This window comes from Pseudoxanthomonas helianthi, assembly GCF_017939625.1.
Classification (GTDB): domain Bacteria; phylum Pseudomonadota; class Gammaproteobacteria; order Xanthomonadales; family Xanthomonadaceae; genus Pseudoxanthomonas_A; species Pseudoxanthomonas_A helianthi.
In genome coordinates this window covers 222654-241974 of sequence record NZ_JAGKTC010000003.1, presented here as the reverse complement: position 1 = coordinate 241974, position 19321 = coordinate 222654, and the positions used below count along the sequence as shown (strand labels likewise).

The following is a 19321-nucleotide window of genomic DNA, read 5'->3' as shown; positions in this document are numbered from 1 at the left end:
GCGGGCCACCCTCCCTTGCGTGAAGGGCGGCCCTGAAAGAATCACCAACGTACCCGCACGCCGATGTTGGCCTCGCGCTGCTCGTAATCGGTACCCTCCAATCCCTTGCCTATCGACGCCACGCCGAACAGGCTCACGCGCTGATTCACTGCAGCTTCCAGGCCCATGTCCAGGGTCGCGGAGGTGCCTAGGTCGTGGTTCGGCAGCACTTGGGCCACGGGATTGGCGCCTTGCGGCAGCACGCTCACGCTGCTCTCGTTGCCTCCGACGTTTCGCTGCACGCCCAATGTCGCCCACGGCCGGATTACCGAACCGTTGGCGCGGGTAATCACCTTTTCCACCCGCAATGCCGCGCGTGCCGTGCCGACCAGATCGTCGTCGAACACGATCGCCTTGCCGGCCGCGTCGACCTTGCTGCCCCAACTCACCGCGCTCGCGGTCAGCTGCACCTGCGGTTCGAGTATCCAGTTGCCGTCGAGCTGATAACGATGCCCGGCGCGTGAGCTCAGGGTCAGGCTGTTGCCCAGGACCCGGTCGCGGAAGCCATCGGGGCTATGGATGTCCGCATGAGGCACCTGGCCGGTGAGCACGAAGTTGAGGTAGCGCCCGGTGTCCCACGTATGGCTCATGTACATGCCGGCGACCAGCGTATCCATCTGCACGTTGGCAATGCCCGAACCCGGCAGATCCGTGGAGTTGACGCCTGTCGTCCAGTAATTGCCGTGGCGATAGCCCAGGTAGAACCCGCCGCGCAAAGTACGGCCCTTGCGGTCGAAGGCGCTGTCGGCACCGACATACAGGCCCACGTCGTCGCCGGAGACTTCGAACCCGGGATTGGCGCCCAGCTCCAGTTCGCTGCCGGTGACGGCCATCCAGACTCCCCGGCAATCGTCGATCACGCCGGTGCCGGCCCGCTCGACCGGCCATTGCGGCTGATGTCCGCACTGCGGCAGGTCCCGCCCACGGACTCCCGCCAGGCGCTGGTGGATCAGGTTGTCGCTGTTCTGCGCCGCCAGAAGGCCCAGGCTCGGCAACACGCCATATGCGGGCACTTCGGGCAACAGGCCCGCTTCCGCGCTCAGGTACCAGTTGTTGTCGGCCTGGCGTCCGAACTTCCATGGATAGACGCTACCGTTGAGTCGGATCGTGTCGTCCGCCGCCACGAACTCGCCCGCGGTTCCGAGGTTGTCGTTCGGGCTATCGATCACCAAGATCGATGCCAAGCCGCCACCGGCGATATCGCTGCCGTCTCCGGTGAACGCGATCTGCGTACGGCCAGTCACGTCGCCTTCGATGTCCAGCCCTCCAGCGCTCAGGGTGCCAGGCGAGACCGTCAGTTGCACGACGCCCTCGTTGCCGGCGTAGCCGCCGCCGATCATCAGGCGGTTCGCGCCCACATCGATCAAGCCGGCGTTCTCGACGTTGCCAGCGATACGCGCACCAGCTCCGGCGAACAGCGTCGAAGTCCCGTCGATCGCCAGCACGCCACCGCCCAGATCCAGCGTGCTTCCGAGCGTGAATTCACTGCCGCCCAGCAGCTCCACGCGCTCCCAACCGGCCAGCGTAGGCAGGCTGTCGTCATCCAGGACCAGGCCATTGAAGCCGAGTCGGTCGGTGCCCGCACCGCCGTCCAGGGCGGTCAGGCCGCTGATGTCGCCGCCAATGAAGTCGGCTTGGTCGTTGCCGCTACCGAACGACAGGGCGCCAATGACGGTCCCGCGCGAAGTGAACCTGTCATCGCCGGCCGTGCCGCTATAAGTGCCCTGCACTTCGAGCGTCGCACCGGCCGCCACGGTCGTGGTCTGCGCCGTCACGCTGCCATCGGCCGTCACGTTCAGCGTGCCGTCCAGCACATTGACCGTCGTGAAGTCCGAACTGGCCGGGCCATTGACGTTCAACTCGCCTGCGCCGGTCTTGCTCAGCGTCTCGAACTGCTGCACCGCTCCGAGGTCCGCCGTCGTCGCGATGTTGGCATTGAAGGTGTCGTTGCCGGCGCCTGCCTCGACCGTGCCGAGGATGACGGTATCGTCGTGGATGGTCAGCATGTCGTCGCCGGCACCCAGCGCGAAGTTACCGCCCTGCGTGTCGAGCGTGCCCGCCACGTCCAGCACGTCATTGCCATCGCCCATACCGCCCGTCGCCAGCAGCATACCGCTACTGCCCACCGACACCGTGTTGGCACCGGCGCTGCCGGTGATCGTCACCGTCGTGCCCGGCGCTGCCTGCGCCGTGCCATCGACCCGCAACGCCGTGCCGTCGCCCATCGTCACCGTCGGCGTGTTCAACGTGCCAGCCGCGGCCAGCGTGCCGCCGGTGATCGTGGTGCCGCCGCCGAAGGTCTGGTTGCCGGTCAGTGTCGCGGTACCGGTGTTGTCCTTGCGCAGGTATTCGAAGTTGATCGTGTTGCTCGCGTCGAAGCTCAGCGCGCCGGCATTGTCCAGCACGACCGTGTCGCCCGCACCGTGACCACCGCCGCTGATGGTGGCCGCCAGCACGGCGCCATCCTGCAGGGTCAGCGTGTCGTCTCCGCCGCACAGGTCAATCGTACCGCTGCCCGATACCCTGCCGGCCACGGTCATGCTGTCGGCGTTGTCGCCGCAGCCGTAGCTGCCGTCCACGTTCAGCGTGGCGCCGGCGGCGACCAGCGTATCGAGCGGACTGCCGGCAATCGCTACCACGCTGGCACCCGCACCTATGTTCAGCATGCCATCCAGCACCTGCACCTGCTGCAGCTCGGTGATGGCCGGGCCGTTGATGTTCAGCACGCCAGTGCCCGTCTTGGTCACGCCTTCGAAGTTCACTAGGGCGCCAAGGTCGGCAGTGAGGTTGATGTCGTAGACGCGGGTGTCCATGCCGGCACCGCCATCGACCGTGCCGTTCACCGCGGTGCCGTCATGCACCACGAAGCTGTCGTCGCCATCGCCCAGCGCGAAGACGCCGCCCGCGGCGTCCAAGGTGCCGTGGACATCGAGCACATCCGCGCCCGCACCCAGATCGCCAGTGGCCAGTGCCGTGCCCGTGATGTTCACGGTGTTGACGCCAGCGCTGCCGATGATCGAAGACGCGCTGGCGCCACCGCCATCCAGCGTGCCGGCCACGGTCAGCGTGGTGTCGTCGTTCATCGCCACGCTCGGGGTGCTCAGTCCGCCCACGATCGCCAGTTCGCCACCCGCAAGCGTGGTGCCACCGCTGAAGTCCTGGCTACCGACCAGAGTCGCCACGCCGCTATTGGTCTTGGTCAGGTATTCGAAACGGGTAACCGTGCCGGCCCCGAAGGTCAGCGCCTGCGCGTTGTCGAGCACGACGGTGTCGCCATCGCCATGCGCGCCGCCGTCCAGGGTGCCGGTGAAGCCGCTCAGATCGGCGCCATCGTGCAGTGTCAGCACATCATCGCCATCACCGAAAGCAATGGCGCCGCTGCCCGTGAGCGCACCCGACAGGTCCATGGTGTCGTTACCAGTCGAACCGTTGACGCTGCCATCCACCCTCAGGGTGGCGCCATTGGCCACGGTTGTCGCAACCACACCATTGAGGCTGCCTGTTGCAGCGACGTCCAGCGTGCCGCCATCCACATGGACCGCGGTGAAATCCGACGATGCCGGACCCGCCACGGTCAACGTACCGTTGTTCGTCTTGGACAGGGTTTCGAAATTCGTGGCGCCGCCCAACACGGCCGTGCCGGTGATGTCGGCGGTCAGGGTGTCGTTGCCCGCACCGCCGTCGATGGCGGTACTCAGGCCGCTCAGGTCGGCGCCGTCCTGGATGATCAGGTTGTCGTCGCCGTCAAGCATGTCGATGGAACCGACGCCGCTGACGTTGCCGGCGACGGTGAAACTGTCGGCGCCAGGCGTGAACAGGACGCTGCCGTCCACATTGAGGCTCGCGCCCTGGGCAACCGTCGCCGTCTGCACGCCGTTGAGGCTTCCCGCCGCGCCGACATCCAGCGTGCCGCCCTCGACGTTGACGGTCGAGAAAGCCGACATGGCCGGGCCGTTGACATGCAAGGTGCCGGTGTTGGTCTTGGTCAGCGTTTCGAAGTCGACAGCACCGCCCAGCACGGCACTGCCGGCCAGATCGGCCACGAAAGTGTCGTTGCCGGCCCCGCCGCTGACCGGGCTGGCCAGGCCGGACAGGTCGGCGCCGTCCTGGATCGTGAACGTATCGGCGCCATCGCCCATGTCGAGCGTGCCGGCACCGGTGACGGTTCCTGCCACGGTCAGGTTGTCGTTGCCCACGGTGAACGACAGGTTGCCGTCCAGCGCAAGCGTGGCGCCGTTGGCGACGGTCGCGTTCTGCACCCCGTTGATGCCACCGGCGGCGCCGATATTCAACGTGCCCTCAAGTACGTTGACGGCCTCGAAATCCGACTGCCCGGGGCCGGTGACGTTGAGCACGCCGGTGCCGGTCTTGGTCAGGATCTCAAAGTTAGTCAGCACACCCAGATTGGCACTGGTGTCGATATCCGGATTGAAGGTGTCCAAGCCCGCGCCACCATCGATCGTTCCCAGTACCGTGGTGCCATCGTGGATGGTGAAGGTATCGCTGTCGTCGCCGAGCGAAAGTACGCCGCCCTGGGTGACCAGGGTACCTGTCACATCCAGCACATCGCTACCCGCCCCCAAGTCACCGGAGCCCACCAGCAAACCGCCGGCCCCTACGTCGACGGTGTTGACGCCCGCACTACCGGTGATGACTGCGGCGGTACCCCCGCCCCCACTCAGCAAACCGTTGACATTGAGCACGGTGCCGTCGCTCATCGCGAGGGTCGGGGTCTGCAGCATGCCGCCCACGGTCAGCGTGCCTTCGTTCAGCGCGGTGCCACCGCTGAAGTCGTGCGCACCGGTCAACGTCGCCTCGCCCGCACCATCCTTCTGCAGCAGTTCGAAGTTGGCGACCTGGCCTGCGTCCAGCGCCATCGCGCCGGCATTGCTCAGGACCACCCTGTCGCCGGCGCCCGCATCGCCGTCGATGGGGTTGGCGAGGCTCAGATTCGCGCCGTCGTTGAGCGTCAGCGTGTCGTCGCCACCGCACAGGTTGATCGTGCCGCTGCCGGAGACCGTGCCCGATACGTCCATCGTGTCGTTGCCGGTGCCGCAGCCGTAGGTGCCGTCCACGTTCAGCGTGGCGCCCGAGGCCACCGTGGTCGCCAGGGAGCTGCCGGCGGTAGCCACGATACTCGCGCCTGCGGCGATGTTCAGCGTGCCCTGAAGCACCTGCACTTCCTGCAGGTCGGTCGCGCCCGGGCCGGTAACGTTGAGCGTGCCGGTGCCGATCTTGGTCACGCCTTCGAAGTTCAGCAGCGCACCCAGCACGGCGGTGGTGTTGATGTCGTAGGTGCGTGTATCGAGACCGGCACCGCCGTCGACCGTGCCGACCACGGTGCCGTCGTGCACGATGAAGTTGTCGTCGCCATCGCCCAGCCCGAAGATGCCGCCACCGGTATCGAGCGTTCCGGCCACGTCCAGCGTGTCGACACCTGCGCCCAGGTCGCCACTGGCCAGCAGCGTGCCGCCCGCACCCACGGCAACGGTGTTGCTGCCCGCGCTGCCGGTGATGGCGACCGGATTGCCGGCGCCCGCGTCCAGCATGCCGGTGACGTTCAGCGACGTATCGTCCGCCAGGTCGACGGTCGGCGTGGACAGCGTGCCGGCGACCTCTAGTTCGCCGCCGTTGACGGTAGTGCCACCGATGAAGCTCTGCGTGCCGGTCAGCGTCGCCGTGCCGATGTTGTTCTTCTGCAGCAGTTCGAAATTCGCGGTATGGCTGGCGTCGAACGTCAGCGTACCGGCGTTGTCCAGCACCAGCGTGTCGGCCGCACCGGTACCGCCGCTAATGGTGTTCGCGAGCGCCGCGCCGTCCTGCAGCGTCAGCGTGTCATCGCCGCCGCACAGGTCGATCGTGCCGCTGCCCGAGACGGTACCGGCCACGGTCATCGTGTCGCTTTCGGCGCTGCAGCCATAGCTGCCGTCCACGTTCAGCGTGGCGCCGGCGCCCACCGTCGTGGTCAGCGGAATGCCCGGAGCACCCACCACGCTGCCGGCTGCTGTCACGTTCAGCGTGCCTGCGGACACGTTCACGGATTGGAAGTCCGAACTGAGCGGACCGTTGATGTTGAGCGTGCCCGCACCGGTCTTGCCCAGCGTCTCGAAGCCCTGCACTGCCCCCAGGTCCGACACCGTATCGATGTGGGTGTCGAGCGTGTCGTTGCCGGCAGCAGCAGTCACCGTGCCGATGATGTTGGTGTTCTCGTGGATGGTCAGCCTGTCGTCGCCATCGCCCAAGGCGAAGACGCCCGCGCCGGTGTCGAGCGTTCCCGCCACGTCGAGCACGTCGTTGCCGGTGCCCAGGTCGCCGTTGGCCAGCAGCGTGCCGCCGGCGCCCACACTGACGGTGTTGTTGCCGGCGCTGCCAGCGATCACCGCCGCGGTACCGCCCGCCGCCTGCACAGTGCCATCGACGTTCAAGGCAGTGCCGTCGGCCAGGGCGACGGTCGGCGTATCCAGCGCGCCGTCCACGTCCAGCACGCCGCCGGCGATCGTGGTGCCGCCGGTGAAACTCTGGCTGCCGGTCATCGTAGCGGTGCCGCTGTTCTGCTTGAGCAGCGTTTCGAAGCCGGCGGTCTGGCCACCGTCGAAAGCCAGGTTCGTGGCGTTGTCCAGTACCAATTGGTCGTTGGCGCCCGCGCCGGCATCCACGCCGGCGCCGGCGATCGCAGCGCCGTCCTGCAAGGTCAAGGTGTCGTCGCCGCCGCCCAGGCCCAGCGTACCGGCCCCGGTATTCAGCAGGCTGGCCAGGGTGACCGTGTCGGCGCCGCCTCCCAGATCGCCCGCTGCTGCGAGGCTGCCCCCGCTGTTGACGTTGATGGTCTGGTCGCCGCCACTACCAGTGATGATGGCAGGAGCGCCGCCGGTGTCTTCCACACTGCCGTCCACGTTCAAAACAGTACCGTCGGCCATGGATAAGGTGGGCGTCTCCAGGACGCCATCTACATCCAGGATGCCGCCGTCGATGTGGGTACCGGCGCCATAGTGGTGGTTGCCGGTCAGCGTGAGCGCGCCAGTGTTCTCCTTGACCAGGATGTCGAAGGTGTCGATGGCGCCGCCGTCCAGCGTGTATCCCAAGGCGGTGTCGACCACCAGGGTGTCGGTGCCGGCGCCACCGGAGGAATTCACGCCCCCACCCAGCATCTGCGCACCGTCGTGGAGCACCAACTGGTCGTCGCCGCCGCCGAGGCTCAGCGAGTCTGCCCCGGTATTCAATGTGCCCCTCAAGTAGACGGTGTCGTTGCCGTCGCCCAGGTCGCCGCTCGCCAGCAACGCGCCGCCGCCGGCCACGGTGACGGTCTGCGCGCCGGCGTCGCCGGTGAGGATGGCCTGCGTAGATCCGGCCGCCTGCACCGTACCGTTGACCGCCAGCGTCGAAGTGCCGGTCATGCCGATGGTGGGGGTGCTCAGGGCGCCGTTCACCTGCAGGGTGCCGGCGCTGATCGTGGTGGCCCCGATCTGGTTGTTCGCCGAGGTCAACACGCTGGTTCCAGAACCCACCTGCGCCAGTGTGCCGGGGCCGCTCAACGTGCCGCTGAAGGTGAACGTATCGCCGCGGTTGAGCGACAGCGTAGACGTAGGCGAATCGACGATCACGTTGCCGACGCCGGCATTGCCGGTGATGCCGCCGTTGCCGATCATCAGGTTGCCGTTGTTGATGACGGTATTGCCCGAGTAGGTATTGTTGCCGGTCAGGATCCAAGTGCCGGAGTCGTTCTTCGCCAGAGTGGTGGCACCGGTGCCATTGTCACCAATGGCACCGCCCATCGTGTTGGCACCGGTGTTGGTGCCGCCCAGGGCGATGGTGCGAGTGGCATTGGTGCCGGTCAGGGCCACGGCGCCGGTGTTGGTGAACTGCAGTGCGCCGGTGCCGGAGGACTCGATGTAGGTGACGCCGGTGTCCAAGGTGAACTGGCGGTCGGTCGTATCGCCCGCGCCGGTATAGCGCAGCGTGGAGCCGTTGCCGATGATCAGGTTGCCGGCCGCGCTGGACGAGGCGCCGATGCTGCTGGCTTGGCCGCCGTTCGCCATCTGATCGACGCTGAGCACGCCGCCGTTGATCCGGGTCACGCCGGTATAGCTGCTGTTGTTGTTGCTCAGACGCCATAGGCCGGTGCCGGTCTTGGTCAGCGAGGTGACGCCGGCGCCGTTGTTGTCCAGTTGCGCGGAGAACAGGTTGTCGCCGCTATTGGTGCCCGTCAGCGTCAGCGTGCGGGCGACATTGGAGCCGGCCAGGCTCACCGCGCCGCTGTTGGTGAACTGGATGATGCCGCTGCCGGTGGAGGAGATGGTGCCGCCGCCGGTACCCAGGGTGAATTGGCGATCGGTGCTGTTGCCGGCACCGGTGTATTCCAGCGTGCCGCCGTTGATCACGAGGTTTGCGGGATCCGAGCTGGAGGCGCCGATCGAGCTATTGACACCGCCATTGGGCAGGCAGCTCACCTGCAGAACGGCGCCGCTGTTGATCGTGGTGCTGCCGGTGTAGCTGTTGTTGCAGCTGGTGAGCGCTTGCGTCCTCGTGCCGCCGCCCGTACCCGACAGGACCAGGTTACCGGCGCCGCTGATCGTACCGGCATAGGAACGAGTGTCGACGCTGTTGATCGTCAGCGTGGCGCCGCCCAGCGTGATGTTGCCGCCGCTGGTGCCTCCGCCGATCAGCGAGGTCACCGTCGTATTGAACCCGTTGAGGTCCAGCAGGGCGCCGGCGGTGTTGCTCAGGCTCATGTGCCCCGAGGGGCCGAAAGCGTTGGTCGCTCCCGCACGTAGGGTGCCGCCGCTGACCAGGGTATCGCCCGTATAGGTGTTGGCGCCCGACAGCACCAGCGTGCCGCTCCCCCCTTTGACCAGACCGCCGCCGCCGATCACCGCCCCGCCGAACGTCAGGGTCGTCGCGGCATTGGTCACGCCGATGGTGCTGTTGCCCGAATTCAACCGGAAACCGCGATCGGTCGTGACGGTCCCCCCGGTGTAGTTGAGCACGCCGCCATCGAACACCAGATTGGTGGAGGCACTGCCCGAAGCACCAATGCCACTGACCTGCCCGCCATTGGCCAGGCAGTCGACGTTCAACGTGGCGCCCTGCAGGGTGGTAACACCGGTATAGGTATTGTTGCAGCCACTGAACGTCTGGGTGCCGCCATCGGTGCGCAGGACGCCACCTGTGCCGCTGATCGCGCCCGAGTACGTGCCGGTGCCGCCGGCGATGCGCAGGGTCGCCGAGCCCAGGGTCACGTTGCCGCCGTTGGCGCCACCGCCACTGAGTGCGCCGATGGTGTTGTTGAAGTTGTTGAGGTCCAGCGTGGCGCCGGCCACGTTGGCCAGCGTCACGGTGCCGGTGCCGCCGAAGGCCTGGGTGGAACCGGCGCGCAGGGTGCCGGCGTTGATCACGTTGCCGCCGGTGTAGGTATTGGTGCCGGAAAGCACCAGCGTACCGGCGCCGTTCTTGGTCAGCGTCCGGTTTCCTCCCGTCTGCTGCACCACGGTACCGCTGACGGTCAAGGTGGTCGCCGCATCGCTCACGTCGACGGTGCCGTTGTTCGCGCCCAGGGTGAACCCGCGATTGGTGCTGGTGGTGGCGCCGGTGTACTGCAAGCCGCCGCCGTTGAGCACCAGGTTGGCCGACGCGGCCGAGGACGCGCCGATGCCGCTGACCTGGCCGCCGTTGGCCAGCCTGTCCACCGACAACAGGCCACCGGTGATGGTCGTGATTCCCGTGTAGTTGTTGGTGTCGTTGGACAGGGTCAGCGTGCCGGCGCCGCTCTTGGTCAGGGCCGCGCCGTCCGCGCTGGTGACCAGCCCGTTGAAGATCAGGTTGCTGCCCGCGTTGGCGACGTCGACCGTTGAGCCAGTGATCGCGCCGGAGCGGGCGATGGTGAAGCCGCGGTCGCTGGTTGCCGTGGCGCCGGTGTAGCGCAGCGTGCTGCCTTCGAGCACAAGGTTGGAGGCGTCGGCGGACGAGGCGCCGATGCTGCTCGCCGCGCCGCCGTTGCCGATATTGGTTACCGTCAGCGTGCCCTGCGCTACCCGGGTTGCGCCGGTGTAGGTGTTGTTGGCACTGGTCAAGGTGACCAGGCCGGTGCCGGCCTTGGTGAAGCCCATCGGCGTGCCGTTATCGACCACCTGCGAAGCGATGGTGAAATTGCCCGTGCTGTTCTGCTGGACTGCCAGGTCGCCGCCGTTGGCGCCAGTCAGCATGCCGCCGGCGATCACCTGGTCGGTGTTCAGTACAGTCGGCGCGACGATGATGGTGCCGTCCACGCCCAGGGTTTGGCCCAGGCTCACGGTCACCGTGGTCGACTTGGCCACCGTGTAACGCAGTCCCGCCAGTTGCTTGGTGCCGGACACCGTGCCGAAGAAGCCGGTGGAGTCGGTGATGTACTCGTTGTCCAGCCAGTTCGCTGCGTTGTCCTTGTTTGTGTAATCCAGCGCCGTGAACGCAACGATGTTTCCGCCCACCACCTTGGCGTAATCCGTGCCATTGACGGTCGCCCATCCACCCAGCGTCGTGTTGGTGGTGGTGATGTTGCCGCCCGTCGGCAGGTTGAAGTTGATCAACCCGCTCGTACGGCTAATCGCGCCCAGGTTCACGGTGAGACTACCGCCGGTACCCGACTTGGCATCGATGGTGTTGTTGCTGCCGGCGATATTGAGGCCATTGAAGGTCTGGGAGTTGGCCTCACCCGCCGCGCCGACGATGTTAAGCCGACCGCCTGCCATCGTGAGCGTGGAACTGTTGCTGACGATGTTGCTGGTCGGGCCGCCAGCGGGACTGAAGTCCAGGGCCAAGACACCTCCGCCGACGGTGGTGGCACCGGTGTACGTGTTGACGCCGGTCAGCGTCTGCGTGCTTGCGCCGAGCTTGGTGAGCCCACCGCTACCGGTTATGTTGCCGGCGTAGGTTGCGGTGGTGCCGGACGCGCCTTCCAGGGTTAACGTAGCGCTGCCCAGATCCACGCTGCCGCCGGTGCCGGCGAGCGTGCTGAACGTCTTGTCGAAATCGTTGAGGTCCAGCGTTCCGCCGTTGACCTGCGCGGCGGTGGATCCACCGAAGGCACCGGCCGAGCCGGCGCGCAGCACGCCGCTGTTGACGATGGTGCTGCCGGTATAGGTGTTGGCGCCGGTCAGCGTCCAGGTGGCGTTGCCCGTGTTGCGCAGATTGCCGGTGCCGGAGATGACGCCGGAGACGACGTTGTCGGCACCGGTAAAACTGCCGCCCAGACTCGCGGTGCCAGTGATGGCCAGCGCCCCGCTCAGCGTCAATGCCCCCGTGCCATTGCTGTTGAGCGCACCGTTGGAGATGTTCCCGATCTTGTTGGTCGACTCGCCGGTGCCGACATAGGAGAGATTGCCTCCGTTGACGAAGACCGAACCGGTTCCCAAGGAGCCCGCGACGCCGGTATTGGCGATCACTCCCGCCTCGACGGTGCCGGTACCGCCGATAGTCGCCTGGCCCGAGAACGTATTGGCGGTACCCAGCCGAAGGGTATGCCCGGCGCCGGCTGAAAACTGCGCACCGCGGGCGGAGTTGCTGCTGATCACGCCCAGCACATTCATGTCCGCCGAATTGGCGTTGAAGCCGAAGGCTTGCGAACCGCCCACCGCGGCGACGTCGCCGGTCAGCGTCAGCGTGCCGCTGCCACTGTTTTGCAGGAAGGCGCCGCCGGCGTAGTTGCCCGGCCTCATTTGCCAGTTGCGGTTGGAGCTGTGGCCGGCGCCGGTGTAGTGAAGTGTCGATGCGCCCAGCGCCTGGCCGCCACCCGGCCCGATCAGGATCGTGCCGTTGGCTACCGTCGTGGGCGCGCCGAGCGCACTCGCCACGCCCAGGTCCGCGATCGAACTGAAAGAATAGGAATCGCCGCCCCAACTCGGCAGAGTCGTGAACTGGGTTTGGCCCTGATAGTTGTTGGCGTTGTTGGTCAGCGCGATGCCCGCGCCGACGTTCATGCCGCCGGCACCCGTGTAGAACACGCCGCCGAGTCCGCTGCCGCGGATATTGGCGATACCGCTGGTGAGATTGACTGTGCGGCTTGCCGAGATCGCGCCAGCCGAAGACAGCGTGCGTCCGCCGCCCAGATTGATCACATTGCCTAGACTGCCCAGCGCGGCATCGCCGACCGCGCCGATGGTGAGGCTTCCGCCGGTAGCGTTGATCGTGCCGGTGAAACTATTGGCTGCATTCAATGTCAACGTGCCGCCGTTGACGTTGATGCCGCCGTTGAGGGTGTTGCTGCCGTTCAGCACCAGGGTGCCTGTGCCGGTCTTGGTCAGCCCGCTGGTGCTGTTGATCACCGAGGAGATGGTCTGCGTGACGGCGCCGCTGCCCGAGTCGATGGTCGGGTTGAGACCGCTCAGGTTCAGGGTGCCGCCAGTGAGGGTGTAACCGTTGCTGGTGAAGCTGATGTTGTGGACGGTGACGGGCCCGCCGAGGGTCACCGTCCCCGCGGTCCCTCCGAAGAAGGCATCGTCTAGCGCGGCGTTGTTCCAGGCGCTGAAGGGGCCGCTGACGCCATCGTTGTTCGGACTCCAGAACGCACCGCTGGTTCCCCAGGTGCCGTTGCCGCCGATACCCACGGCGGTGTTGTTCGGGTCCCACCAGCGGTCGGCGGCCCAGGCAGGCGCATAAGCCATCAGCAACGCCATCAGAATGGACGCACGCAACGGCCAAGCCGTCGCCGGTGGTGAGCCATCGGTCATGTCGGAGTCGAGCGCGCCCTCAACGTCTGCCGCCCGCTGATCAACCGCGCGCCCACCCTTGCCATGCCGCACTGCCAACTCGGACGCGACTATCCACGCGCGAAGGGACTTGGACCAGATGATACGGAAGACGCGATTCATGATTGACCCCTGTCATTGATCGTCCTGGCGGGACGGTATGGACCGAGGTGCGCCGAATGTGGACGCATCGATTCCTTGCAGGGGGAAGTCGTCAGTACCGATGGCACGGGTACGACGTCGCATTGCCGATGCGCTGGACGCAGCACGTACGAAAAGAAACCAGGAGCCTGCCCGAGACCGCGCGAATGCGCTTTGCATCGACGGACCGGGGCGATGGTCTAAACGGACTCGTTACAGATTGCAGGGTCCGGTACGACCGATCGCCCGCCGAGCGGGCTGTTCATGACTGACGTGCCGATCAACAGTGTCCCCCTGACAGCACTATAGCCACTGCCAGAAAACCTTTGCTGCATCGATATGCTAAATGGGGCGAATCGCGACGGAAATTGGGAAAAATCCTAGATCGCATTCAAGCTTTCGGAGGACAGAACAGCCATGGTCGGGGATTCCACGCACCCATGCTTCTGACATTGCGCTTTTGCCTCCGGAGAGTAACGCTCTCGGCGAAGCACCGTGTAGAGCACACCGCTCCTGCATATCGCTCTGAACTGCACCTCGCCCCCCGCTTCGGCCCCTCCAGCAGATAGCCGCCAGTCCGGGACTTACACCACCTGCACGCCCCGAATGTTGGCCTGCGCATTGAGCCAGAACGCTTCGTTTTCGAAACGCCGGAATATATCCAGCGGCAGCACGGTCGACCGGTCCGGTGCTGCCACTTTCCTGCCGACCGCATGCAAGCCCGGCATGCCGGTGCGCTCGTCGTACTCGCCGACATCGAATTGCACGTTATCGAAATCGTGCCGGAACGGCGGCGCGCCGATGAAATCGTAAATCGCCGCCATGGCTCCGGCAGGGTCGCGAACCAGCGTTTCGTACTGCAACAGCATCAAGTGCTGCGCATGTTCGCCATAGAACGCTTCCTTCAATCCGTTGTAGGAATATCCCACCAGGCCATCGCCGCTTGCCATCGCCTCTACACGGTTGTAGACCGTGCTCCCGGTTTGAAAATTGAGCATGAAGGATGGACGCAGAGCATTCTTCCGAATTGCCCTCTCGGCGCTGTCCATGATCCACGACAGCTGGCGCACGCAAGCGATGATCTTGAAGTCCGGAAAAAGCTCGCTCAAAACCGGCAACTTCGAACACCATATGCGGCTTGTATCGAAAATGACTTCCGCCGGGAATTCCGGGCCGTAATAACCCGCGAACATGCCCCGCAGCACGCGTCGGCGCTGCTCGTCGGAAATGAATACGGAAAGCTCGTTCCGGCCGCTCATTTCACCCAACAAAGCATCGACCATACCCGCGAGCGGACTGCTCATGTGGGCATGGAATCGAGGATTTTGCCGCAGCAAGGCGGCCAGCAGAGTCGAACCGGACCGAGGCAGCCCCGAAATGAAGTGAATAGGTCGCATCCTTCCCCTCCCTTGGCGGCGATTGTACGGGAACCCGATGTGATCGGCAGTTTGGTTGGCCAGCGAGCTGGCGCGCCTCAACTGCCGCTGCGCATGGCCGGAAGAACCGGCATTCCGGCTGCGCTAGGGAAATCACGCCCGTTTGGACTGCCGCGCAGCCTTCAGGCGTCGGCGTCCGCCAACGCGACATGGGCCGCGACACGATCCAGCACTTCGACCAGCACGCGCCGCGCCATCTGGAACAGTTGCGCGAACGTTCCCGCGCCCGCCAATGCATCCGCGTGCGCGCTCTCGATCGCCATGGCCGCATGAGAGGCGAATACGTCTGCGGCTTCGTTTTCCCCGATCTGTCGGCACCCGATCGCGATTCGGTTCGCCAGGTTCAGCGCCCGGTGCCACTGCCCTTCGGATGCGAGCCGCTCCAGCCGCTCCAAGTCCTTCCACGCCGACTGGTGAAAGACGCGAAGGATCATCCCGACCTTGCTTTCGTCGTCTCCGAGCAAAGCGCTTAGCGCCGGGTACGCCGGTTGGTCCTGCCCACCAAATTGCATCCTCTTCTCCCTATCGGACCATCTCGGCAATTCCCTGTCAGGAACCGAGTACGCGTGCGCGTCATGAATCGAGCGGAATGTCCGCCCTGACGACACGCATCGTAAAGTTCCGAAGCGGGAGGCGGTATTGGGAAAAGTCTGATTGGAACGGGAAACCGACCTGCTCCAACCTCAATCCTACTGTTCCAACAGGTAATCCAGCCCGTGCATCGAAAGATAGGGGCCGATCTCGGTATTGGACCCCAGCCCCAGCTTGCGAAGCGCGTTGTATTTGTGCGCCGTCACGGTTTTGTAGCTGCGGTCGCTATCGATGGCCAAGGCCTGCAGATTCCCGCCTTTGGCGAGCGCCAGCAGGATGTCGCGCTCGGCGGCGGTCAAACGCATCCACGGATGATTCCGCGCGACCTGCAGATCGATCCCAGGATCGATGAAGCTCCCTCCCGCTACCACCGCTCGCATCGCTTCGAGGACCACATGCGGGCCGCTGTTCTTTGAAACGAACGCGGAGGCCCCTTGGTCGAACGATGCCAATGCCAGACAGGGATGCGCCTGGCCGCTGTATACGACGATGCGCATCTCCGGCCGGAGCGCATGCACTGCCTGCAACAGCGGAACGCTCTTCAAGTCCCCGGGCATCTGCAGGTCGAGGATGAGATAGTCGCACCCGGCGTTGCCGGCGCGACGCATGAGGTCATGGCCATCGGCGACGGACCCGATATCGGCGTCCGGAAAGGCCGTCTTCAACATCTCGGCAAGCGCGATGCCGATGATCGGATGGTCGTCGGCGATGATGATCCGCATCGAGCACGCCTCCAAGGCGCGTGTTTCCCGTCCAGTCGCCCATCTACGCCGCCCTCCCGGCCATGCCGGACGGATGGTGGCGCGCAAGCCATAGCGTAACGCAGCAAACCCTCCGCGGGGAGGACCACGCGCACCAAACCGTCGTTACGGCGCTGCCAGGTAATCGCTGACGCGCCCGAGCACCCGCCTCAGCTCATCGCGGGCGCTGGCGAAGTCGTCCGCGAAATCGAATCCTTGTCCCGCCTTGTTCTCGACGGCCTCCAATGCACTCGCCGCCCGTCCCTCGCCCAGCTGCCTGCATCCGGACTTCAGCTTGTGGGCCAAATCACGCACGCCCTTCCAGTCTCCGGATCCGTAGGCCGCGTCCAGCGATTCGCAATCGCCCCGGGTGGATTCTTCGAAAATGCCTAGCACCTGGACCAGTCGTTTCCTGTTGTGACCGAGGATCTCGGCCAGTTCCCGGTAACGGACGGGCGACTGATCCTCTGTCATCACGTCGACTACCGGCTCCTGGGGCTCTTGCCGAGCGTCACGGGGCAGGAACTCGGCCAGGACACGCTTCAATTCGCGCATCTGCAATGGCTTTCCCAGGTATCCATTCATGCCAAGCGCCCTGCAACGTTCGCCTTCTCCCTGCAGGACGCTCGCCGTGACGGCGACGATGGGAAGTTCTGGCCCTCCCCCGCTCCGCTCCTTGTTGCGGATCAATCGGGTAAGTTCGTATCCGTCCATGTCGGGCATGTGGCAATCGGTCAGCAACAAGGCATAGCGCTTCCCCGACTGCAGTTTCGCCCATGCGCTGGCGCCGCTTTCCGCCACGTCGCACGCGTAACCCAGCCGCTTCAACTGCCGGGAAATCACCTCCCTGTTGGTGGGATGGTCTTCCGCAAGCAGGATGAGCCTGCCCGCTTCCTCCTGCTGCTCCCGGAAGGAAGGATCGAGTTCTTCGGACGCGTACTCCTCCGCGATCGCCGGGGTCGGCGCGCTGGCCCGCCCCAAGGCGACGGCGATCGCGCGAACCAGGCCGTCTCGCGTGAGTGGATTGCCGCTGACCAGCGTCGCATTCGGGATGGAAGCGGCTTGGGTGGGCTCAAGCGTTCTCACGATCACGAACGGCAGATCCGACAACCCCGGATGTTCGTCGAATCGGCGGCGCAAATCCGCGCATTCCGAAGAGGCCCAGCCCTTGTCCAGCAAGATCAGGTCGATTCGCCCATGTCGGCTGCTCTCTCCGGCACGCGCGAGCAAAACGTCGGCCGAGTCGCAGAACTCGATCCCCGCATCGAACCTTGACAGGAAATCCGCGAGGATCCGCCGCCTCGTCTCGTTTGCCGCCACCGCAAGAACCTTCACCCCGGCAATGGGGTTTTCCTTGTCGGTTCCCTCCGCGGAAGCCACCTCGAAAGGAATCACGACGCTGAAGCGGCTTCCCCGGGAAGGCTGGCTCTCGCATTCCACCCGCCCGCCCATCAACTCGGTCAGGTGCTTGACGATGCTCAGCCCCAGGCCGGTGCCGCCAAAGCGGCGCGTCGTCGCGGCATCGGCCTGCTGGAACGGCTGGAACAAGCCCTGCAGGGTTTCCTCGTCCATTCCGATTCCGGAATCGATAACGTCGAAGCGTACGTGGACCGGGGAATCGGTCGGTTCGCATCGATCCAGGGACACCGCCAGGACCACGCCGCCGCGCTCGGTGAACTTGATGGCATTGCCGACCAGATTCGTCAGTATCTGGCGCAACCGGACCCGATCGCCCAAGACCCGCCTCGGGACATCCGGAGAGACGTCGATGTCGAGGTCGATGCCGCGCTGCGTGGCGTGTATCCCCAGGGCCTCCCCCACGCTTTCGGAAAGCCGCCGCAAGGAGACCGCCGTGTAATCCAGCTCGAGTTTTCCCGCCTCGACCTTGGAATAGTCCAGCACGTCGTTGATCACCGTCAGCAGGGCGAAGGCGGAATCCTTGCAGCTCCTGAGCATCAACTGCTGCTCGGAACTCAACGGCGTTTCCAGCAGCAGCTCGATCATGCCGACCACGCCGTTCATCGGCGTCCTGATCTCGTGACTCATCATGGCGAGGAACCGCGCCTTCGCTTCGGTCGCGCGCTGTGCTTCCAGCGCCTTCTGGCGCAGATCGGCCTTGAGATTCTCTTCCTGCGTGACGTCCTTGGCGATGCCGATCATCCATTTCGTCCGGCGGCCATCGGGTCCGCTTCTCCATACGAACGTCGCCTGCACGGCCACCCATCGTATTTCGCCGTCGGGGCGCACGATCCGGTACTGGTGGGCGTAGTCCTCCCCGCGCTCCGCCACCTCGGCCAGATGAGCCAGGACTTCCTCTCGGTCCTCCGGGTGGAGCGCTTCGAAGAAATGGCGCCTCGTTATCGGCTCCTCTGCGCCGTATCCGTATATACGACGGACGTTGATGTCCCATGTGATCGGGTCGTCCAGGCTCGGAGCATCGAGATCGTCGGCTTCGTCGACATCCCGGAATTCCGAGCTCCAGGCGCCCAATTGGCCGCTCCGCAATGCCAGCTCCAGATTGGTGCGGGCCTGCTCCAGCGCATGGGATGTCAATTGCGCTTCACGCACGCGCTGACGCAAGTCGGCCTTCAGGTTTTCCTCGTCGGTGACGTCACGGACGATGCCGGTCGTGACCTTCTCATCCTTGCCTGTCCTGGGATTGGAATGCAGCCCGGTCACCGCGGCTACGGCGATCGTCCGCTCCGTCCCATCCGGCCGCACGATTCGATATTGATCGGCATACTCCTGCCCGCCGTCCCGCAAGACGGACAATCCGGCCAGCACACGGTTGCGGTCTTCAGGATGGATCGCGTCGAAGTAGCTGCGACGCGTTACCCTTTCGTCGTCGCTTCTGCCGAAGATGCGGCGAACCCCCGCATCCCAATCTATCGGCTCGTCTAGGCCTCCTTCCTCGGCATCGGCCGCTCTTGTGGTACGCCAGACGCCGAATCGCCCACTGCGCAGCGCGAGATCGAGGTCCACCCGGGATTGCTCCAGCTCCACCAGGGCGAACTCGGCCCTTTGCTTTGCAAGAGAGAGCTCGAGCTCCTGCTGCTTTCGCTGGGAGATGTCCCTGTTGACGCCAACCAGAAGTGGTGGGGATCCGGATTGGATATGGCGCATGGCCGATCCTTCCACCCATCGCCAACCGCCCTCCCCGTCCCGATATCGGAACTCGTAATCGACCGGCGTACCGTCCCGCAATGCCTTCCCGACCGCACCCTTGACGGCGCCCACGTCGTCCGGGTGCGCATGCATCACCAGTTCCGACGCCACGTAATTCCTTTCGCTGAGGCCGAACAGCTCTCGCTCGAACGCGTCCAGGTCGAGGAGATCGCTTTTCGGATCCCAAGTCCAGGTCCCCATTTGCGCGGCGCGCAGCGCCACACTGAGGCGAGCGTTGCTAACCTTGAGTTCCTGGCGCAGCCGCTCTGTCAAACGAAGGCGCTGACGCGCCAGGAGCCCCACCCGGGTGACGCCGACCAGCAATACCAGCGCGCAGAGCCAGCGTATCGCATGCCCATCGGCAAAACCGATGACATAACTGGCGATTACCATGGACAGCGTCCAGGCAATCGTGACCACCAGCACTTCACGCCTTGTCCGCGCCTCTACCATCCTCACCCATCCAGTCGGCGGAAGTGCCCGGACGGCACCT

The 19321-nt window shown here is 65.2% G+C and carries 5 protein-coding genes and 1 pseudogene; all 6 read right to left on the bottom strand.

All coding sequences use genetic code 11. From position 1 onward, the window contains the following. Positions 1–41: 41 nt before the first annotated feature. The 6 genes and pseudogenes from J5837_RS12905 to J5837_RS12885 all read right to left on the bottom strand — a co-directional run bounded on the left by J5837_RS12905 (position 42) and on the right by J5837_RS12885 (position 19254). Positions 42–12701: an autotransporter-associated beta strand repeat-containing protein gene (locus J5837_RS12905; protein ID WP_244755950.1), complete on the bottom strand. Its 12660-nt coding sequence runs from the start codon at positions 12699–12701 to the stop codon at positions 42–44. A gap of 72 nt (positions 12702–12773) precedes the next feature. Beyond that, positions 12774–12878: pseudogene (locus J5837_RS16655) on the bottom strand (ESPR domain-containing protein); the annotation flags it as partial. 602 nt (positions 12879–13480) lie between these two features. Next, positions 13481–14293, bottom strand: a complete 813-nt coding sequence (locus J5837_RS12900) for a sulfotransferase family protein (protein ID WP_210537176.1) — start codon at positions 14291–14293, stop codon at positions 13481–13483. 161 nt (positions 14294–14454) lie between these two features. Further along, a complete protein-coding gene (locus tag J5837_RS12895; protein WP_210537175.1) occupies positions 14455–14766 on the bottom strand; it encodes a hypothetical protein in 312 nt (103 codons plus the stop codon). 255 nt (positions 14767–15021) lie between these two features. Next, positions 15022–15645, bottom strand: coding sequence for a response regulator transcription factor (locus J5837_RS12890; RefSeq protein WP_210537174.1), 624 nt, complete (start codon positions 15643–15645; stop codon positions 15022–15024). Positions 15646–15789: 144 nt separating this feature from the next. Next, entirely contained in the window at positions 15790–19254 is a 3465-nt protein-coding gene (locus J5837_RS12885) for a PAS domain-containing protein (RefSeq protein WP_210537173.1), read from the bottom strand. Positions 19255–19321: the final 67 nt, after the last annotated feature.

Bases quoted from the DNA above. Each gene is read 5' to 3' on its own strand.
- J5837_RS12900 (WP_210537176.1), bottom strand. From the start codon at position 14,293: ATGCGACCTATTCACTTCATTTCGGGGCTGCCTCGGTCCGGTTCGACT.
- J5837_RS12895 (WP_210537175.1), bottom strand. From the start codon at position 14,766: ATGATCCTTCGCGTCTTTCACCAGTCGGCGTGGAAGGACTTGGAGCGG.
- J5837_RS12890 (WP_210537174.1), bottom strand. From the start codon at position 15,645: ATGCGGATCATCATCGCCGACGACCATCCGATCATCGGCATCGCGCTT.